Here is an 18,671-nt window from a genome sequence, read left to right on the forward strand (position 1 = left end):
GGTTCGTGTCGACCCCGCTCACGCGGTCTTCCTGTAGATATGGAAGCCGCCATAGATCGCCGAGCGATCGAGCGCCGTCAGTTCAATCGAGCGTTCCTCCATGTAGGTCCACTGATCACGGATCGCAGGCGACAGGCGTCCTTCGATGATGCTCTTTTCGGCCGCGGTGCGGAAAATCACCCGAGCGCCTTCACGGGCTGTGCGACTGATCTCGGCCCATAGATCATTCAGTTGCTGGTCCGTCATCCAATCCTGTGCATCCAGGAGGATATAGCGATCGCGCGAGGCTGCCGGCTCGCCGGCGAGCAGCTCGGTGAAGCTTGCGTGATGAACGTTGACGCGATCCACATTGGCACGGATCGCCTCGTAGTTCGCGGGCTCGAGGTAGGTCGGAAGCGGGCCTTCGCCCCTTGGCGCGTAGCGGCGAGCGAACGCCTGCCAGGCAAAATAGTTTTCCTGCATGGGGAAGTGACAGGCGAGCTTCTCAAGACGGTGGCGTAGGACCGGAGCAATGGACTGGTCGGCCGCGAGGCTTGCCAGTTCGTCGTATTGCTGCGGCGGGATGCCGAGGCCAAACAGCGAGCTCTTGCGGCCGGTGATCCAGCGCACAACCGGCTTGTCAAAGAGCGGCGCGATCTTCTCGTCGAAGAACTGGCGCTGCTCGCGCAGCGAGCGCGTCTTGGTCATCTCCGTCAGGTCGACGCCGTGCAGGCGGGCAAGCAGGTGGGCTGCACCGATGAACCGACCGAGGAGACCCGTTTCGTAGATGTTGCGGTCGAAAACCGTCACGCGCCGACGGCCGAACTTGCGGCCATTCCAGTAGTTCCGGGTTGTCTCGTCGAGATTTGCTGCGAGGAACTGGTCGAAGGCGCGGCTGTTCGATGTTTCGCGCGGTGTGGCGAGGAAGCGAACGAGGTCGGCGTGTCCGGGAAGGTGACGGAACGCCGCGAGTTTCAGGCGATTGAGGGCGATGTGATGCGGGTTAAGGTCCACCACATCAATCGACGCCGGGCTTTTGGAGAGATAGGCGAGTATGTTGCAGCCGCCGGAGCCGATCGTCACGATGCGATGATGCGGCTGAAGCTCCATCGCCAGCATGTCGAGGTCGGGATCTTCCCAGATTTGCGGATAGACCAAACCGGAAAACAGCAGGCCAAAGAGCCGTTCCGAAAAGCCCGCCTTGGAGAAGGCATTGTGGCGGAGAAGAGCTGCCTTGAGTTTCCGGTTCTTGCGGAAGCCGGCATCCGGTGCAAATTCCGTCATATGAGTCTTTCACCCTTTTAGCGTTCAGGGCGTTTAGCGCGCCGTCACTACAGTTTGATGACGCAGGCTGTGGGCAGGCCTTTCCGCGGTAGCTAATAGAAACCATCCGGGCGTTGGGGTCTTTCGCGCCGCGGGCTTTCCTGCTTCTCTTGCAGGCATGGAGGACCGTACATGCGATTTGTGCTGCGTGTCGTGAAGTCACTTGCCCTTCTACTGATCGCGATCGTCGCAATGGGCGCGGCTTGGCTCTATGTCAGCCCACCTGAATTGCTGCGGGTGGGCGACGGCTATGCGGCCAAGATCGTTTGCTCGAACGTCTTCCTTGCAGGGCGGGATCCTGAAGAGGTGCTCTATGAGGACGTTCAGGCGCCCGGAAATCCGTTGCTGCGGCTTGTGCGTGTGGTTGTCGACAGGCAGGAGAAGCGGGTTACAGCGCGCATCCTCGGGGTCTTCGCACCGGGCTATGCAATTTATCGCGGCGCGCTCGGCTGCAGCAGCGTGCCGGACGGGGATTTTGAAGCGGCCGCGAGCGCAGTGCCCGATCGTCCGGTCGCTCGAGAGCCGCAAAATGATGCGATATGGCCGCAGGGTAATGCCGTCGCGACGGTCAATGACAGCCGTATCGACGCACTGCTCTCGCACAGCGACTTGACCGGTCCTGCAGCGCGCGCGGTTGTCGTGGTTCGCAACGGCCGTATCATTGCCGAGCGCTACGGTGACGGCTTCGGTCCGACGACGCCGCTGACGGGGTGGTCGATGACGAAGACCGTCAATGCGGCGATTGTCGGACGGCTGATGCAGGACAACAAGATCGGGTTTGATGACGTCGCCCTCCTGCCGCAGTGGCAGGGCGGCGACCATTCAGCAATCAAGCTCAGCGATCTGCTGGGCATGGAGAGCGGCCTGGCCTTCAACGAGAATTATGGCACGGTCGCCGATGTCACACGCATGCTCTATCTCGATGCAGATATGACGGCGCTCCCGGCGAGCCTCCCCTTGGAGGCGAGCCCGGGCCAGCGCTTTAACTATTCGAGCGGCACATCGGTTTTGATCTCGAAGATATGGATGGATCGGATCGGCAACATGCAGGCGGCGCTTGCCTATCCCAAGATGGCGCTGTTTGACCCGATCGGCATGTCGAGTGCCGTACTGGAGGTTGACGCGCGCGGCACCTTTGCCGGCAGCTCCTATCTCTACGCCACTGCGCGGGACTGGGCCCGTTTCGGGCAGTTTCTTCTTCAAGACGGCGTCTGGAATGGACAGAGGCTGTTGCCGGAACAGTTCATGGCGGCAATGCGGACGCCGACTGTGGCCTCGGGTGGCAAATATACGCAGGCGCAGGCCTGGCTTGCCGCGCCGGGGGGTGACAGCAGCACCATTGCCGGTCTTCCCGATGACACCTTCTGGATGGAGGGGCACGACGGACAGAGCATTGCGATCGTGCCATCCGCGAAGCTTGTCGTCGTCAGGCTCGGGCTGACGCCGAGCTGGCTCCGTTATAAGCCGCAGGTCCTGGTAAAGGAGATTCTAGCGGTGCTGCACGGCAGTGGTCAGTAGTTGCCGTGGGCGACGTCGTTCATGCCCTTGCGCTTGGCATCGTAGTAGTAGCCACGGGCATAAAGGCGGATCGCATCGTCTTCGCTGTTGTCGGAGACTAGCCAGGCGCCGCGAAGGTATTTGGCGGCGTATTTGATGTTGGTATCGGCGTCAAACAGGCCGGCGGGCTCGCCGTCGTAGCCCATCGACTTAGCCGTATTGTACTTGATCTGCATGAGGCCGAAGTAGCCACGCTTGTTATAGGCCTTCGAATTGTAACGGCTTTCCCGATGCACGACGCGGTGAAGCAGGGATGCGGGCACCTCGTAAAGCTTCGAGTACTTGTCGATAATTTTGGTGATCGCGCTTTTCTCGACCGTCGGTGCACCATCGTCGTCGCTGTCGCTGAACATGGGTGGAGCGGTCGGCGGGTCGGACGGACCTGAGGTGTCGAAGCCGTAGTCCATCATCGGATGCGGCATGGTATCTATTGCGGAAAGCGCGGCAATCGCACCAGTGCCAGCCTGCGGCGTCGCAGCAAAGGCGAGCTGCGTCGACGGAGAAGTGGTGCCCGGTCGCGGTGTCGGTATAACGGACTGGATAGCCGTCATCTCGGGCGTGAGCGGGATCTGCGCATAACCCGTTGCAGTGGCCTGCTGGATCTGGCTGCTCAACTGCGAGGGATCGGTTGCCGGCATGGCCGGTGCTGCCAGGGCAGTTGCTGTCGGATCGGCGGTGGTGATCATCGCCGTCTGGGGCGCGCCTTCGCCGGCCGGCACGGCTGCAAGCGTAGCGTCTTCGCCCGGCTTCGGCGTCGGAACAACGGTCTGGGCTGCGGTCAATTCTGCCTGCGACGTGTATTCGACGCTCGTGCATCCGGCAACAACGCCGCAGAGCATCGTCGAGACGATGAGACTGCGTTTCAGGCCGGAAAAACCGATCGCTACCATACTCTCACTTTCGTGAATGCGCCGCCCCGGCAGCATTTAGAAGTTACCAAAAACCTTAAGCCCGGATTCCGCAATTAACGTATTCGTTGTTTAGCCGCAACCCGCCGAAAATATTTACGCGGCGATGCGCCGATAGCCAGCGGTTACGGCGCCTGCAGCAATGAGCAAGGTGCCGCCGGTACGGTTGACTGCGCGCTGAACGCTTGCCTTGCGGATAAGGCCGCGCGCCGCGTTTGCGGCCAGCGCATAGATAGAGGCATTGATGGTCGCGAGCACCAGGAAGGTAGCTTCCATGACGAGCATCTGGCCAAAGAACGGCAGAGCCGGATTGAGGAACTGCGGAACGAATGCGACGAAGAATACGATGCTCTTCGGGTTGAGAGCCGTTACGACATAGGCGTGGAGGAAAACCTTGAGCGATTTCTTTTCGGGCAGGTTGTCATTGTCTGCCATGGGCTCGGAAATCACGGGTGCACGCCAGAGTTTTACTCCGAGCCAGATCAGATAGGCGCCGCCGATCCACTTCAGTACCGTGAACAGGGTTGCGGAGGCCGCGAGTAGGGCCCCCAATCCGAATAGCGATGCGGTCATCGCGGTGAAGTCGCCGAGTGCAACGCCGGTTACCGTTGCAAGCGCCGTCTTACGGCCATGACCGAGGGCATAGGAAACGACGAGGAGAATCGTCGGGCCCGGGATGGCCAGCATGATTGCAGACGCAGCGGCAAAAGCGAGCCAGGCTTCGAGCGACATGGAATCTCCTCCTATTCCCTAGGGTAAAAGCAAAGACACCATATCAAGCCTCAGTCAATCATGCCGTCCGGTATTTCTGCCCTATTGTGTCCATGACTTCGCCGAACCACTTGGTGGAGATGTCAAAAGCCTTGCCGCCCTTGATGCGCGGGAACTCGATTGTCCGCAACTTGCCGTTCTGCGCTTCGTCGTGACCGGTAACACCCGATACCTTGTTGAGGGCGCTTTCGACGGCAAGGTCGGTCATACTCTGAATGAGACGGAGGTCATCGCTGTTGGCAGGTGCCGAACGGGCAAAGTAGCCCGATTTCTGCACGAGCGAGCGCTCGGCATTGATGAGGCCTGCGAACTGCTTCTGGAACCAGCCGCCGACATTGATCGTATCAATCTTCACGTGGCCGAAAGCGTCGCGCTTGATGGTCTCGCCGGCGGCCTCGCGTTCCGCGACGATGGCGTCAAGGCAAGCGCCCTCCGAAACGAATACCGTCGCGTGGCCCGTGCGGTCGATGATTTCTTTCAGTCGTGCGGCTTCCGCATCGAGGCCGAACGCCATTTCAGGGAGATAAACCGCATCGATGCTCTTCATCTTGGCGTTCGTCATCAAGCCATCGACATATTCGTAATTCTTCGTCCGCTGCAGATAGGCCCGGGCAGTTGCTGCCGTCAGCCAGCCGCAGTGGCGTCCCATGACTTCATGGATGATCAGGGTGCGCGGTGCCGCCGTCTGTTCGTTGCTGACGTTGTCGAAGAACTGCGCGCCAATTTCCGCGGCCGTCCACGCGCCGAGCGACTGGCGGATGGGGACGACGTCATTGTCGACCGTCTTGGGCAGGCCAACGACCGTCAGATTGTAGCCATTGGCGGCCAGATATGCCGCCAGATCGGCAGCCGTGGTGTTCGTGTCGTCGCCGCCGATCGTATGAAGGATCGTGACCCCATCATTGGCGAGGCGCTCGGCCGCCACGCGCAGTGGATTTTCACCTTCCTTGACCAGGCCACGCTTCACGCAATCGGCTGCGTTGGTCAGCTTGACGCGGCTGTTGCCGATCGGTGAGCCGCCGTAACGATGCAGAAGCGGTGCCTTCTCCCGCATGTCAGCGGTGATCTTTATGCTATCGCCGAGGAGCACTCCTTGGTATCCGGAGCGATAAGCGACAAGCTCGATGTCCGGCGCCACGTCGCTGTAGCGTTCGATAAGTCCGCCGACCGCCGACGACAGACACGGTGCCAGGCCTCCAGCCGTGAGCATTGCGACTTTCTGTTTGGCCATGATCCCTCCAACGTCTCAATATCAGCGCAGTTGCGTGCTGCTTACCTAACGCATGGATGCGACAGGGAAAGGGGCATGTAAAGTGTAGTTATTATGAAAATCAGGCCCCAAACGGCGAAGACAGGCGGAAGCGGTGATATAATCGTTTCAAGCTCGAGATGGCGCTTCAGAAGGCTGTGGAAAGCGCGATCGTCACTCACTGGCAGCAGTTGGGACCCACTTCGCGCTGCGACCATGAACGAATTGTGAAAGGTCTATTCCATCCTACGACCAATCGCCGCCTTGCAAAGGCAGGCATTATTTGGTCAAGGTGTTTCATCTATTTGCACTGCGAGAGACTTTTATGTCCTTCTGGGAAAAACTGCTGAATGCCATTGGCAACACCGCGGGCAACGTCCTTTCGGCGGTGGTCGAGGCTATCCGGACAGTTTTCGAGGGTGATCCCGAGACGCGCCGCAAGGTCGCCTTCTCGGTCGCGATCATCGCTTTGTCGGCGAAGATGGCCAAGGCGGATGGAATCGTCAGTGAGAGGGAGGTCGATGCCTTCCGTGAGATCTTCGAATTCCCGCCCGAGCAGGCGAAGAATGTTGCACGCCTCTATAATATGGCGCGTCAGGACGTTGCCGGCTATGAGGCCTATGCAGAGCGCCTTTCATCTTTGTGCGTGACTTGTGCAGCCAATTGCCCGGTGCTGGAAGAGGTGCTGGACGGTCTCTTCCACATCGCCAAGGCGGACGGGCTCGTCCACGAGAAGGAGTTGGCCTTCCTGCGGCATGTCGGCGAGATCTTCCATATGAATGAAGAGCATTTCGAACGGATCGCAGCGCGCCATGTCTCCATGGGTCGCGACCCATACAAGGTGCTCGGCGTGTCGCCCTCCGATGACTTCACGACGATTCGCCGTCGCTATCATGGCCTTGTCAGTGAACATCATCCGGATCGGCTGATTTCCCGTGGCGTACCAGCCGAGTTCCATGCCATTGCCAATGAGCGGATGGCTGCTCTGAATGCAGCCTACGAGGCGATCGAAAAGGAACGCCGCGCAGCATGACCTCGTTCGAGGCCGACTACCGGAAAGCCCTTGTTCGTCCCTCGCCCAATCACGGGGAGCGTGCGGGCGGGCGCAAGCCTGATATGATACTTCTGCACTATACGGGCATGCCAACGCCGGATGGAGCGTTGGAGTGGCTCTGTCGTGACGAGAGCCAGGTCTCGAGTCACTACTTCGTAGGTGAAGACGGCGAGGTTCTTCAGCTCGTGCCTGAGGAGCGCCGCGCCTGGCACGCCGGCAAAAGTTACTGGCAGGGCGAGACCGATATCAACTCTGTGTCGATCGGGATCGAGATCGCCAATGCGGGGCACCCCGGCGGTCTTCCCGAGTATCCGAAAGAACAAATTCAGGCAGTCATTGAATTGTGTCGCGATTGCGGCCAACGTTGGTCCATTGCCCCCGAACGGGTGCTTGGACACTCCGATGTTGCACCGATTAGGAAGGTTGATCCGGGGGAAAAATTTCCCTGGGCAGGCCTTCACAGAGCTGGTGTCGGGCACTGGGTCGAGCCTGCTCCGATCGCAGGTGGAAGATTTTTCCAACGCGGAGACCACGGCCAGCCGGTCGAGGCCTTGCAGTCGATGCTCTCGCTTTACGGTTATGCGACGGAAATCACAGGCGAATTCTCCGATAAGACGGCGGGCGATGTGGAGGCCTTCCAACGCCACTTTCGGCCTGCGCGGATCGACGGAATTGCGGATTTTTCGACGATAGACACGCTACACCGTCTGCTGGCGTCGCTTCCGCGCTACTCCTCATAAGTCGTACTTTTAAGCGGCTCCGACTCCGAAGAATTCGGGTGTCTGCTGCGCCGCCACATGATTTCCCTATTATCTCCTCATTGCGATGGTCTAACGCCATCGTCGAACGGTGCCGCCTGGTTTGTTTAGGGGTTTCAGGCGGTTGTCAATTGAAACAAAAAGAATTGCTGCAGAACATCTAATGTATATCTGCTGCATATGGCCGGATTGTTATTAGAATTTCGATCCGGAAATTCTTTGGGTCGGAGTAATTAGACTGTATGAAGAAGATTATTTCTGCTGCAGTGTGCGCGAGCGCACTGTTGATGGGTATCAATTGCGCCTTTGCGGGCGAATGGGGTGCAAGATCTCAGACAGTTCCTTTGAAGACTGTTGACCGGACCAGCGGCTATGCGATGCCGGACTTCACCGCCAACAAGTATTCCGCTCTCATTGTCAAATATGCAAACCAGTACGATGTGCCCGTCGAGCTTGCTCATGCGGTCGTGCGCGTAGAGAGCAATTTCAATCCGAATGCACGCGGTAGCGCGGGTGAAATAGGTCTCATGCAAATCAAGCCGGCGACTGCAAGGATGATGGGTTATTCGGGGACGAGTAAAGGATTGTTCGATCCGGAGACGAACATCAAATTTGGCATGAAATACCTGGCTGCAGCGCATGAGCTCGGCGGTGGCGAAACCTGCGACACGATCCTGAAGTACAATGCCGGCCACGGCGCAACCCGCATGAACCCAGTCTCGAAGGCTTATTGCGGCAAAGTCCTGGCGATGCTCGATTGATCATCTGAACTGCTTGGTCGAGAATCACTTCGGTCAGGCACTTAACGATATGGTTCAACATGACGCCTGTGTTATCTGACCTCTGAAATGAGGTGACATGTGGCAGTTGATTTCAAGGTGATCATCGTCGGAAGCGGAATGATGGGCGCGGCTGCAGCCCGTCACCTTTCCGGGATGATCGAGGGCGTTGCGCTCATCGGCCCCGGTGAGCCGGCCGAGCGCAAGAGCCATCATGGCGTTTTTGCCAGTCATTACGACGAGGCCCGCATCACGCGGTGCTTCGACGACAATATGGTTTGGGCGACGTTGGCGGCGCGCTCGCTCGATCGCTATAGGGAAATCGAAGCGAAAAGCGGCATTTCCTTTTTCTCGGAAGTGGGTTGTCTGTTTGCCGGACCGCCCGCCCGACCGGGCCAGGGATTCCTTGGGCGGGCGCTGCAGGTAAGCGAAGCGCTTGATCTCGACGTTGAAATGTTGACGTCTGCGGCGCTGCAAGCGCGCTTTCCTCAGTTTGACCTCAATCCTTCGTTCAACGGCTATTTCGAAGCGCGGCGTGCCGGCCATATCAATCCGCGCGCTTTGGTTCGGGCTCAGACCAAGCTTTCTGGGCAGGCGGGTGTGACGGTCATCGATGCAACCGTTGCCTCGGTTCGCGATGAGGGCACGTTCGTAGAGGTCCATACGGATGGCATGCACTACACCGCCGAACGTGTGCTGGTCGCCGCCGGCGGGTTTAGCAATTTCAACGATCTTCTGCCGGCTGCCACCGATGTTCGCCTTGCGGCGCGCACTGTCGCCTTCTTCGAGCTTGGTGAGCGGGAAATGACGGTCTTGTCCGAAATGCCTTCGACGATCGTCTTTGGTGACCGCGACGAGGACCATGTCTATATCCTCCCACCGGTGCGCTATCCCGACGGCAAGACCTATCTCAAGCTCGGCGGCGATCTGGAAACACGCTCATTCGACACGCTGGAGGACGTCGGAGCCTGGTTTCGCTCGGACGGCGATCTGGTGGAGCGCGACCTTCTGGTATCCACGGCCCTTCAACTGATGCCGGCGCTGGCCGGGTGTCCGACAACCTCGGCGCCTTGCGTGGCGACCTTCACGGCAACAGCCTATCCTTATGTGGGATACACGGATTCGCCGCGCATCGCCGTTCTCTCCGGCGGCAATTTCGTCGCGGCTAAGTCATCGGACGAACTTGGCCGGCTGGGTGCGGTCGTCATGACGCAGGGCTGGCTCTGTGCCGAGGACTTCGGCCAGGAGTTGACGCCCGTCTTCCGGTAGGCAAGCGCATTTCGGCGGCGCGTCAGGCAATTGTGGTGGTATTGCTTCCTCGTTGCGGACATTTCAGTGGAATTCACGCCAAGTCTCCGCTAAGGGAACCGTGCCAGTTGGCCGGGCAGCCGCGCTTTACCAAATGCCGAAAGGCGGTAGGGTGAGGAAAGTCCGGGCTCCACGGAAACACGGTGCCGGATAACGTCCGGCGAGGGCGACCTCAGGGAAAGTGCCACAGAAAGCAAACCGCCTGCACGGCAGGTAAGGGTGAAAGGGTGGGGTAAGAGCCCACCGCATTTCCGGTAACGGCGATGGCAAGGTAAACCCCACCGGGAGCAAGACCGAATAGGGATGACGTGGGAGGCGAAAGCCTTTCGGCCGGTTTCCAGGTCAGTCATCCGGGTGGGTTGCGTGAGGCAGCGTGCGAACGTTGTCCCAGAGGAATGGCTGCCACGTTCCGGCTTCGGCCGGGGCCATACAGAACCCGGCTTACAGGCCAACTGGCGAATTCCCTTTGCGAAATGAGGGTTCCGGCATTGCCGTCAGTGGGCGGTCGGCGCCTTCGCCAGACATTCTTCGCAGGTGGTGCTGCTGCGCGCAAGAATGGACCAGCGCTTGAATATCTTCCCGCAGGAATCGCACTGGATGTCGGTTGTCATGCCCGACTGCGAGAGCGGAATACGCTTTTCCGGCTCAAAGCGCCCGTACAGAAGCCCCTTTAGTGTGAAGTTTGTCATGGCGTTACTCCACTGTTACTTATTTAGCCCTCGATAATATGCGGCGGCGCAGAACTAATTCAATTCTCCGGCTCTTTATTATTTTGCACATGGCAATATCCGAACGGCTTGATCCCTACTTCGAAGGAAATAGCGGTCGCCTACCTCTTCATGGGGGCGCTCGGACTGGCGCCTCCCACTCTTGAAGAGGGAGTCTTAAGCCTCTGTTTGAAATCGCATATTTGGCTGTGCCGATTTGAAACATGTGCCGCCTTCGAGGGCGTGCTCGCAACACGCCCGCTTGGCATCGGTAAGGGCAATCCTAACCCTTTGTTAAACTTAACAGCTTATAAATTTTCGATACTGCGCTCATCGTGAGACGGGCGTTTCCCATTGACGCCCATATGGTCCCATGTTATCCCAGTTATGCACTGCGCAAGGGCAAGTAGGTGCCCCTCAATCGCAAAGCCAAGGTGTCTTCCTCGATGGAGGCGCCGGATGGGATCACGCCCGTTTGGCTCGCGAAGCTATGCCTGAATTTCGAGGTTCCGGGCTTGTGAGTTCAGTCCGGGCTCTTTCGGGAACGGATGTTTCGTGTCATGAGCCGCTTCCTTTCAAATGCGACCAACAGAATCGATTCCAAAGGCAGGGTTTCCGTGCCGGCGGCGTTTCGATCCGTGCTGGCGCAGCGCAATGTTCAGGAGCTCTATTGCTTCCAGGACTTTGTGTTTCCGGCGATCAGTGTCGGCGGTCCGGACCTCCTGGAGAGGTTCGAGCGTCAGATTTCTGCGGAAGATCCGTTTTCGCCGGACGCGAACGAGATGTCGCTTCTCATCCACGGGGGCGGTATCTTCATGAAGCTCGATGCGGAAGGTCGGCTGATGGTCACGGATTTCATCCGCGACTTCACCGGCATCTCGGACGAAGTGACCTTCGTCGGTCGGGCGGATCATTTTCAGCTGTGGCAGCCGCAGGCATTTCAGGCTGCCCAGATGCAGGCACGAGGAGGGCGTCGGCTGGCGGGCGGGCGTTCCTGACAATACGAGGGAACGGAATGGCGGCGAATCCTGGCGGAGATTCAACTGATGCCGGTGGCGGACCGGTTCGCCACCTTCCGGTTCTTCTCAACGAAGTGCTTGCGGCGCTCGATCCTTTGCCCGGCAAGCTCATTTTGGATGGCACATTCGGTGCGGGCGGCTACACGTCTGCCATTCTGGGCGCTGGTGCAAACGTGATCGCCCTGGATCGGGACCCGACCGCGATCGAAGCCGGCCAGGCCCTTGTGGCAAGCAGCCAGGGTCGTTTGACGCTCGTTCATTCTCAATTTTCTCAATTGGCCGAGTGTGCTCCCCACGACGGGCTCGACGGGGTCGTGCTCGACATCGGCGTTTCGTCAATGCAGATCGATGAGGCCGAGCGTGGCTTCTCGTTTCAAAAGAGTGGTCCTCTGGATATGCGCATGTCGGCTGCAGGCGTTTCCGCGGCTGACGTGGTTAATCGCGCCAAGGTGGCCGATCTGATCCGCATCTTTCATTTTCTCGGAGAGGAAAGCCAGTCGCCGCGCATCGCGCATGCGATTGAAAAGCGGCGGGCCGATAAGCCCTTCGAGACCACGCGTGATCTGGCCGGGCTGATCGAGCTCGTCACGCCGCGGAAGATGAAGGACAAGATTCATCCGGCGACGCGCGTCTTTCAGGCGCTGCGCATTTTCGTCAACGATGAGCTCGGCGAACTGGCGCAGGCGCTGTTTGCCGCGGAGCGTGTCCTGAAGCCCGGTGGACGCCTCGTTGTCGTCACCTTTCATTCGCTTGAAGACCGGATCGTCAAGACGTTTTTCTCCGATCGCGCCGGCAAGGCTTCGGGCTCTCGTCACCTGCCCGTTGCGCACGAGCGTGCGGCGACCTTCGAGCGGATCGGTAAGCCAATGGTTGCTGCGACCGAAGCGGAGGCGCAAGCAAACCCGCGGGCGCGCTCGGCCAAGCTACGTGCGGGGCTGCGCACTGCAGCACCTGCCGAAGCGGCAGATGTTTCCATCTTCGGATTGCCGAATCTGGCGAGTCTCGGAAAGCTCGGAGCCTGATATGCTGAGAACCTTGGACCTCATCCTGGTCGGTGTCATGACAGCAGCGGCGGCTGTCACCTACACGATCAAGCACCATGCCGAACTCAAGCTTGAGGAGGTTCACCGCCTCGAAGCGGAGATCAAGCTCGAGAAGGACACGATCGATCTATTAAAGGCCGATTGGGCTTTGCTCTCCCAGCCGAACAGACTCGAGCGTCTCGTCAACAACTACAATGGCGAGCTTCAGTTGCAGCCAACGGCTTCAACGTCGCTGGTTCATGCCAAGGAGCTGCCGATGTTGAAGTCGCAGGTTCCTGTTCCCGACGTTACCGAAGCGAAGGCTGGTTCTGGCAAGGCAAAGCCTAAGGCAGCGGTGCCGCAACCCGAAGAAGAAGACCTGATGGCAACCGGATCGGTGGAGTAGAGATGTCCTTTCTTTCACGCATCATGGTCTTGAAGAGCCAGGCGCATTTTTCGGCAGGCACACACAACCGCTTCGGTGGCAACATGCCGATCGAGGGATCGCGAAAGAAGAGGGCGGGGCAGGCCAAGAGCCGTGTCGGTCTGCTGATCGTCGGTTTCCTCGGGGTCTATTGCGTGATCTGCGGGCGTCTCGTTGAATACGCGGTCCGCGACCCGGAGGTCGTGTCCAGCATTTTGCCGCCGGATCGTCTGATGGCGTCGCGCCCTGATATTCTGGATAGAAACGGCGAAGTGCTGGCGACCGATATCCGCACTGTCTCGCTCTTTGCCGAACCGAATAAGGTCGTCGATGCCGACGAGGCGGTCGAGAAACTTGCCACAGTTCTGCCCGACCTTGACATGAAGGGAACCTATAAGAAGCTCGCGAACCGCACATCCCACTTTGCCTGGCTCCGTCGCCAGCTGACGCCGAAGCAGCAGAGCCAGATCCTCGCGCTCGGCATTCCCGGCATCGGCTTCCGGCCAGAGAAGCGTCGCTTCTATCCGGGTGGCCCAACCGCAGCGCACATCCTCGGTTACGTCAACATCGATAACCGCGGCGTTGCCGGCATGGAGAAATACATTGACGATCAGGGTCTTGCCGACCTTGCTTCAGTCGGTATGACAAGCGATCAGCCACTTGAACCTGTGCGTCTGTCCATCGACGTTCGTGTCCAGAACATCGTGCGCGATGTCGTCGTCAACGCAGTTAAGAACTACGAGGCAAAGGGTGCGGGCGCCGTGATCCTCGATATTCATACCGGGGAGGTGCTTGGGATGGCATCGGCGCCGGATTTCGATCCCAACAATCCGCTGGAAGGCGCCAAGGAGGGTTGGCTCAACCGCATGTCGAACGGCACGTTCGAGATGGGGTCGACCTTCAAGACCTTCTCCCTCGCCATGGCACTCGACACCGGCAAGGTCAGTCTCAACGACAGCTTCGATGCCACGCAGCCGATCCGCATCGGCGGCTTCACCATTCACGACTTCCACGGCCAACGCCGTTGGCTGACGCTGCCTGAAGTCTTCCAGTATTCGTCGAACGTCGGTACCGCCCGCATCATCGACATCGTCGGCATGGATGCTCAGAAAGATTACCTGACGAAGCTCGGCCTCTTGACCAAGATGCAGACCGAGTTGCCAGAAGTGAAAATGCCGAGCCAACCGAAGGTTTGGAAGAAAATCAACTCGATTACGATTTCCTTCGGCCACGGGGTCTCGACCACGCCGCTGCAGACGGCGGTTGCCGGCGCTGCACTCGTCAATGGCGGCAAGCTCATCGAGCCGACCTTCCTTCCGCGCAACCGCGAACAGGCAGACGAAGTTGCTGAAGCGGTCGTCAAGAAGAGCACCAGCGACGATGTGCGCTATCTCTTCAAGCTGAACGGCATCAAGGGGTCTGGCCGCAATGCGGACGTTCCCGGCTTCAACGTCGGTGGAAAGACCGGGACGGCCGACAAGGTGGTCAACGGCCGCTATGCGACGAACCTCAACTTCAACGCGTTCCTGGCGGCGTTTCCGATCGATGACCCGAAGTATGTCGTGCTGACCTTCTGTGATGAGCCGCACAATGGTGAGAAAGGCCAGAACATCGCCGCGTATACCGCAGCGCCGATGGTGAAGAACATCATTGCCCGCGCAGCGCCAATTCTCGGTGTGGAACCCAAGTTCGGTGACGACGGATCGGCCATGTTGGTGTCTTATTGAGACTGAATGAATGTCGAAGCCGATTCGCCACGGGGGCGCGGCGGCTCGAGAGAGAAAAGTACATTCGATGAACTTGCGAGACATCGCCGGAGATGCATTTCCGGAACTAGAAGATCAATTGGCTGGGGCTATCGGGGCGCTGGCGGTTTCTGGCATCTCGTCCGATAGCCGCAAGATCGAACCCGGAATGGTGTTTGTGGCTGTCGCCGGGACGAAGGCGGACGGCGCGGGCTTTATCGCGGATGCGGCGACGCGTGGTGCGGTCGTAGCGCTTGCCTCCCATGGTATCGATGCCTCCATCCCCGTTCTTGTCGTGAACGATCCGCGCCGCTTCCTGTCGATCGCGGCGTCTCACTTCTATGGCAAGCAGCCGGAAACGATGGTGGCCGTGACCGGCACGGCCGGCAAGACGTCGGTTGCCTCCTTCACCCGGCAGATATGGGCCTATGCTGGGCATGCGGCCGCGATGATCGGCACCACCGGCGTCGTCTCGCCGACACGCAACGAATACGGCTCGCTAACGACGCCTGATCCGGTTTCACTTCACAAGCTGCTGACAGAACTTGCGGACGAGGGCGTCACGCATGCCTCGATGGAGGCGTCCAGCCACGGGCTCGATCAGGGCCGCCTGGACGGCGTCAAGCTCGCGGCCGCTGCCTTTACCAACCTCGGCCGCGATCACATGGACTACCATCCGACGGTCGAAAGCTACATGGCCGCGAAGATGCGGCTGTTCGATACGCTGCTGCCGAAGGGCGCACCGGCCGTGATCTTTGCCGACGATGCTTGGTCGGAGCAGGCGATCAAGGCGGCTCGCGATGCGGGTCACGGTGTTCGCACCGTCGGACGCAAGGGCGATTACCTGACTCTGAAGCGCGTCGAACATTTTCGCCACAAGCAGGTGGCTGAAATTCATGCCGACGGCGAGATCTTTGAGGTCAACATTCCGCTTGCCGGCGACTTCCAGGTGGCCAACGCGCTCGTGGCGGCAGGCCTTGCCATGTCGACGGGTGTGCCGGCGAAGGTCGCCATGGCCGCGCTCGAGAAGCTGCAGGGCGCGTCGGGTCGGCTTGAGCTGGTGGGGCACACCAAGGATGGCGCACTTGCTTATGTAGACTACGCACATAAGCCGGACGCGCTCGCCAACGTTCTGGAATCCGTTCGGCCGTTTACGACTGGCCGTGTGATCGTCGTATTCGGCTGCGGCGGCGATCGCGATCGCGGCAAGCGCCCGATTATGGGCGAGATCGCCTGCCGTCTGGCCGATGTGGTGATCGTCACCGACGACAATCCGCGCTCAGAAGAGCCGGCGGCTATTCGTGCCGAGATCATGGCGGCTGCAGGTTGCGCGACCGAGATCGGCGACCGCGCCGAGGCGATCCGAACCGCGGTTGAAATGCTGACGTCGGGCGACACGTTGATCGTTGCCGGCAAGGGACACGAGGAAGGGCAGACGATCGGGAGCGTCACCCTGCCGTTTTCGGATCACGCCGAATTGCGTAAGGCTTTGGAGGAGCTGAAACCGTGAACTGGCTTTGGACGACGGAAGACATGATTGCCGCCATGGCAGGGCGGCCGTTCGGAACTTTGCCTGAGGGCATTACCGGGATTTCCATCGACAGCCGTTCCATTGCGCCCGGCGAAGCATTCTTCGCCATCAAGGGCGACCGCGTTGACGGCCACGACTTTGCGTCGATGGCGATGGCAAACGGGGCTGCTCTTCTCGTCGTCAGCGAAGCACGCCTTCCAGCCATGGGGCGGCTCACCGTTCCGGTGATCGTTGTCGAGGACGTGTTGGCGGCACTTGGCAAGCTCGCTATTGCCGCGCGCGCCCGTTCGCGCGCCCAAATCGTTGCTGTCACCGGTTCGGTTGGCAAGACGACCACCAAGGAGATGCTGCGGCGAGTCTTGGCTCCATCGGGCAAGGTGCATGCTTCCGTGGCCTCTTTCAACAATCACTGGGGCGTACCTTTGACGCTCGCCCGGATGCCGCTCGATACCTATTTCGGCGTTTTTGAAGTTGGCATGAACCATCCGGACGAGATCCGTCCGCTGGTCAAGATGATCAAACCGCATGTCGCCGTGATCACGACGATTGCACCGGCTCACCTAGGCAATTTCAAGAGCATTCGCGAGATCGCAACGGCGAAGGCCGAGATTTTCGAAGGTGTGGTTCCGGGCGGGCAGGTCGTGCTTAACAGAGACAACGATCAGTTCAACTTCCTGGAGCGCACGGCGCAGGCTTGGGGCATCCAGCACATCCATTCGTTCGGTCAGCATGCGAAAGCCGATTTTCGCCTGGCGGAGTTCAACGGCGCCGATCAGAGTTCGACGTTGTGGATCACCATTGACGGCGAGACGAAGGAAGTTGCGATCGGTGCACCGGGCCGGCACATCGCCGAGAATGCGTTGGCCGCCCTCGGCGTTGTGAAGATCGTCGGGGCTGATATGCAGCAGGCGATCGGCGCCCTTGCGACGCTCCAGCCGGAAAAGGGCAGGGGTCGTCGTCATCGGTTGGCGATCGAGCGCAGCTCCTTCACAGTTGTCGACGAGAGCTACAACGCCAATCCTGCTTCGATGCGAGCGGCAATCGCTGTGCTTGCGAGTTCCGTGCCGACGGGCACGGGACGCCGCGTCGCCGTGCTTGGCGACATGCTGGAGATGGGCGACTACGCGCAGAAAGTCCATTCGGATCTGGCGGGGCCATTGCTCGCTGCCGGTATTGAGCACGTCTGGCTTGCCGGCCCTGAAATGGTTGCGCTGAAGGAATCGCTCCCCGAGAGCGTCCAGGTCGTCCACCACGAGAAGACCGAAGAACTCGCAGAACATGTATTAAACGCTGTCGCGGCTGGCGACGTGCTGATGGTAAAATCGTCACTGGGCATCGGTTTCGGCAAGATCGTCGCCGCGCTCCTTGACAAATTCCCGCCATTTGCCGACACGCAACGCGATTTTTGAGCGGGTAAACAAGGGGCCCTGAATGCTGATTTGGCTTGTCGAACTGTCGGAACACCTGAAATTCTTGAATCTGTTCAGGTACATCACCTTCCGCACGGGCGCCTCCCTGTTTACGTCCGCCTTCATTGTGTTCCTCTTTGGTCCTGCCATCATTAACTCGTTGCGTATCCGCCAGGGTAAGGGGCAGCCGATCCGTGCCGACGGCCCGCAGACGCACTTCAAGAAGGCCGGTACGCCGACCATGGGCGGCCTGATGATCCTCGCCGGCATTGTCGGTTCGTCGCTGCTTTGGGCCGATCTTTCCAACGTTTACGTGGTCGCGACGCTGCTCGTGACCCTCGGTTTCGGCGCGATCGGCTTCTACGACGACTACCTGAAAGTCACCAAGCAGAGCCATAAGGGCTTTTCCGGCAAGGCTCGGCTCGGCATCGAGTTCGTGATTGCCGGCATTGCCGTCTACTTCATGATGCGCACGGCGCTGGCGTCGGGTACGGCAGGTTCAACCTTCGGGTCGTCGGTCGCGTTTCCGTTCTTCAAGGATTTCATGATCAATCTCGGCATCATGTTCGTTGTCTTCGGCGGCTTCGTGATCGTTGGCGCCGGCAATGCCGTGAACCTTACCGATGGTCTTGATGGCCTCGCCATCGTCCCTGTGATGATCGCCGCTGCGTCCTTTGGCGTCATCGCCTATCTGGCGGGTAACGTCGTCTTCGCGAATTATCTACAGATCAATTTCGTGCCGGGCACGGGCGAACTCTCGGTTGTCCTCGGCGCCGTCATCGGCGCCGGCCTCGGCTTCCTCTGGTTCAATGCGCCGCCCGCCGCGATCTTCATGGGCGACACCGGCTCGCTGGCGCTCGGCGGCACGATCGGCACGGTTGCCGTGGCCACCAAGCACGAGATCGTCATGGCGATCATCGGCGGCCTGTTCGTGATGGAGACGCTGTCGGTCATTATCCAGGTCGGCTTCTTCAAGATGACTGGCCGGCGCGTCTTCTTGATGGCGCCGATCCATCACCATTTCGAAAAGAAGGGCTGGACGGAAAGCCAGGTGGTGATCCGCTTCTGGATCGTTGCGGTCGGTCTCGCCCTGCTTGGTCTCTCTACCCTGAAGCTGCGGTAAGGCCG

Annotated in this window: 17 protein-coding genes and 1 other RNA gene; 13 read left to right on the forward strand and 5 right to left on the reverse strand. The window is 59.5% G+C overall.

The window, feature by feature from the left end; genetic code table 11:
* Nucleotides 1–18: 18 nt before the first annotated feature.
* Entirely contained in the window at nt 19–1,263 is a 1,245-nt protein-coding gene (locus tag FHX09_RS15420; protein ID WP_007802342.1) for a DUF3419 family protein, read from the reverse strand.
* Between the two features lie 171 nt (nt 1,264–1,434).
* Here FHX09_RS15420 and FHX09_RS15425 point away from each other — a divergent pair, with 171 nt between their 5' ends.
* Nucleotides 1,435–2,820, forward strand: coding sequence for a serine hydrolase (locus FHX09_RS15425; protein WP_183720461.1), 1,386 nt, complete (start codon nt 1,435–1,437; stop codon nt 2,818–2,820).
* Here the strand turns inward: FHX09_RS15425 and FHX09_RS15430 are convergent.
* The 3 genes from FHX09_RS15430 to FHX09_RS15440 all read right to left on the reverse strand — a co-directional run bounded on the left by FHX09_RS15430 (nt 2,814) and on the right by FHX09_RS15440 (nt 5,769).
* The gene (locus FHX09_RS15430; RefSeq protein ID WP_132590699.1) at nt 2,814–3,749 is read right to left on the reverse strand and encodes a lytic transglycosylase domain-containing protein; all 936 of its coding nucleotides are present in this window, start codon (nt 3,747–3,749) and stop codon (nt 2,814–2,816) included. The two genes, FHX09_RS15425 and FHX09_RS15430, sit on opposite strands and share 7 nt — an antisense overlap.
* Nucleotides 3,750–3,863: 114 nt before the next feature.
* Entirely contained in the window at nt 3,864–4,499 is a 636-nt protein-coding gene (locus tag FHX09_RS15435) for a LysE family translocator (protein WP_132590701.1), read from the reverse strand.
* Between the two features lie 58 nt (nt 4,500–4,557).
* On the reverse strand, nt 4,558–5,769 hold the full coding sequence (locus tag FHX09_RS15440) for a pyrophosphate--fructose-6-phosphate 1-phosphotransferase (RefSeq protein ID WP_132590703.1): 1,212 nt from the start codon (nt 5,767–5,769) through the stop codon (nt 4,558–4,560).
* A 343-nt stretch (nt 5,770–6,112) separates the two neighbouring features.
* On the opposite strand from FHX09_RS15440, the gene FHX09_RS15445 reads away from it, so the two are divergent.
* The 5 genes from FHX09_RS15445 to rnpB all read left to right on the forward strand — a co-directional run bounded on the left by FHX09_RS15445 (nt 6,113) and on the right by rnpB (nt 10,146).
* Complete coding sequence (locus tag FHX09_RS15445) at nt 6,113–6,820, forward strand: DnaJ family molecular chaperone (protein WP_007802334.1); 708 nt, start codon at nt 6,113–6,115, stop codon at nt 6,818–6,820.
* On the forward strand, nt 6,817–7,581 hold the full coding sequence (locus tag FHX09_RS15450) for an N-acetylmuramoyl-L-alanine amidase (RefSeq protein ID WP_132590705.1): 765 nt from the start codon (nt 6,817–6,819) through the stop codon (nt 7,579–7,581). The genes FHX09_RS15445 and FHX09_RS15450 overlap by 4 nt, the downstream gene beginning before the upstream one ends.
* A gap of 260 nt (nt 7,582–7,841) precedes the next feature.
* The gene (locus tag FHX09_RS15455) at nt 7,842–8,360 is read left to right on the forward strand and encodes a lytic transglycosylase domain-containing protein (RefSeq protein WP_132590707.1); all 519 of its coding nucleotides are present in this window, start codon (nt 7,842–7,844) and stop codon (nt 8,358–8,360) included.
* 99 nt (nt 8,361–8,459) lie between these two features.
* Nucleotides 8,460–9,647 (forward strand): FAD-dependent oxidoreductase, encoded by a 1,188-nt coding sequence (locus FHX09_RS15460; protein ID WP_132590709.1) that lies wholly within the window; start codon nt 8,460–8,462, stop codon nt 9,645–9,647.
* Between the two features lie 103 nt (nt 9,648–9,750).
* An RNA gene (rnpB, locus tag FHX09_RS15465) (RNase P RNA component class A) lies at nt 9,751–10,146 on the forward strand.
* A gap of 34 nt (nt 10,147–10,180) precedes the next feature.
* Here rnpB and FHX09_RS15470 read toward each other — a convergent pair.
* The gene (locus tag FHX09_RS15470; protein ID WP_016554526.1) at nt 10,181–10,375 is read right to left on the reverse strand and encodes a hypothetical protein; all 195 of its coding nucleotides are present in this window, start codon (nt 10,373–10,375) and stop codon (nt 10,181–10,183) included.
* A gap of 578 nt (nt 10,376–10,953) precedes the next feature.
* Between FHX09_RS15470 and mraZ the strand changes: the two genes are divergently transcribed.
* The 7 genes from mraZ to mraY all read left to right on the forward strand — a co-directional run bounded on the left by mraZ (nt 10,954) and on the right by mraY (nt 18,666).
* Entirely contained in the window at nt 10,954–11,391 is a 438-nt protein-coding gene (mraZ, locus tag FHX09_RS15475) for a division/cell wall cluster transcriptional repressor MraZ (protein ID WP_088692059.1), read from the forward strand.
* 17 nt (nt 11,392–11,408) lie between these two features.
* Complete coding sequence (gene rsmH / locus FHX09_RS15480) at nt 11,409–12,434, forward strand: 16S rRNA (cytosine(1402)-N(4))-methyltransferase RsmH (RefSeq protein WP_183720455.1); 1,026 nt, start codon at nt 11,409–11,411, stop codon at nt 12,432–12,434.
* 1 nt (nt 12,435) lies between these two features.
* Nucleotides 12,436–12,840, forward strand: a complete 405-nt coding sequence (locus FHX09_RS15485) for a hypothetical protein (RefSeq protein ID WP_132590715.1) — start codon at nt 12,436–12,438, stop codon at nt 12,838–12,840.
* 2 nt (nt 12,841–12,842) lie between these two features.
* Entirely contained in the window at nt 12,843–14,585 is a 1,743-nt protein-coding gene (locus tag FHX09_RS15490) for a penicillin-binding protein 2 (protein ID WP_183720452.1), read from the forward strand.
* A gap of 67 nt (nt 14,586–14,652) precedes the next feature.
* Complete coding sequence (locus FHX09_RS15495) at nt 14,653–16,113, forward strand: UDP-N-acetylmuramoyl-L-alanyl-D-glutamate--2,6-diaminopimelate ligase (protein WP_183720449.1); 1,461 nt, start codon at nt 14,653–14,655, stop codon at nt 16,111–16,113.
* A complete protein-coding gene (locus FHX09_RS15500) occupies nt 16,110–17,543 on the forward strand; it encodes a UDP-N-acetylmuramoylalanyl-D-glutamyl-2,6-diaminopimelate--D-alanyl-D-alanine ligase (protein WP_132590719.1) in 1,434 nt (477 codons plus the stop codon). The genes FHX09_RS15495 and FHX09_RS15500 overlap by 4 nt, the downstream gene beginning before the upstream one ends.
* Nucleotides 17,544–17,565: 22 nt before the next feature.
* Complete coding sequence (mraY, locus tag FHX09_RS15505) at nt 17,566–18,666, forward strand: phospho-N-acetylmuramoyl-pentapeptide-transferase (protein ID WP_007802312.1); 1,101 nt, start codon at nt 17,566–17,568, stop codon at nt 18,664–18,666.
* Nucleotides 18,667–18,671 lie beyond the last annotated feature (5 nt).

The sequence above is a fragment of the Rhizobium sp. BK538 genome (assembly GCF_014197575.1).
GTDB lineage: Bacteria > Pseudomonadota > Alphaproteobacteria > Rhizobiales > Rhizobiaceae > Rhizobium.

Bases quoted from the DNA above. Each gene is read 5' to 3' on its own strand.
- FHX09_RS15420 (WP_007802342.1), bottom strand. From the start codon at position 1,263: ATGACGGAATTTGCACCGGATGCCGGCTTCCGCAAGAACCGGAAACTC.
- FHX09_RS15425 (WP_183720461.1), top strand. From the start codon at position 1,435: ATGCGATTTGTGCTGCGTGTCGTGAAGTCACTTGCCCTTCTACTGATC.
- FHX09_RS15430 (WP_132590699.1), bottom strand. From the start codon at position 3,749: ATGGTAGCGATCGGTTTTTCCGGCCTGAAACGCAGTCTCATCGTCTCG.
- FHX09_RS15435 (WP_132590701.1), bottom strand. From the start codon at position 4,499: ATGTCGCTCGAAGCCTGGCTCGCTTTTGCCGCTGCGTCTGCAATCATG.
- FHX09_RS15440 (WP_132590703.1), bottom strand. From the start codon at position 5,769: ATGGCCAAACAGAAAGTCGCAATGCTCACGGCTGGAGGCCTGGCACCG.
- FHX09_RS15445 (WP_007802334.1), top strand. From the start codon at position 6,113: ATGTCCTTCTGGGAAAAACTGCTGAATGCCATTGGCAACACCGCGGGC.
- FHX09_RS15450 (WP_132590705.1), top strand. From the start codon at position 6,817: ATGACCTCGTTCGAGGCCGACTACCGGAAAGCCCTTGTTCGTCCCTCG.
- FHX09_RS15455 (WP_132590707.1), top strand. From the start codon at position 7,842: ATGAAGAAGATTATTTCTGCTGCAGTGTGCGCGAGCGCACTGTTGATG.
- FHX09_RS15470 (WP_016554526.1), bottom strand. From the start codon at position 10,375: ATGACAAACTTCACACTAAAGGGGCTTCTGTACGGGCGCTTTGAGCCG.
- mraZ (WP_088692059.1), top strand. From the start codon at position 10,954: ATGAGCCGCTTCCTTTCAAATGCGACCAACAGAATCGATTCCAAAGGC.
- rsmH (WP_183720455.1), top strand. From the start codon at position 11,409: ATGGCGGCGAATCCTGGCGGAGATTCAACTGATGCCGGTGGCGGACCG.
- FHX09_RS15485 (WP_132590715.1), top strand. From the start codon at position 12,436: ATGCTGAGAACCTTGGACCTCATCCTGGTCGGTGTCATGACAGCAGCG.
- FHX09_RS15490 (WP_183720452.1), top strand. From the start codon at position 12,843: ATGTCCTTTCTTTCACGCATCATGGTCTTGAAGAGCCAGGCGCATTTT.
- FHX09_RS15495 (WP_183720449.1), top strand. From the start codon at position 14,653: ATGAACTTGCGAGACATCGCCGGAGATGCATTTCCGGAACTAGAAGAT.
- mraY (WP_007802312.1), top strand. From the start codon at position 17,566: ATGCTGATTTGGCTTGTCGAACTGTCGGAACACCTGAAATTCTTGAAT.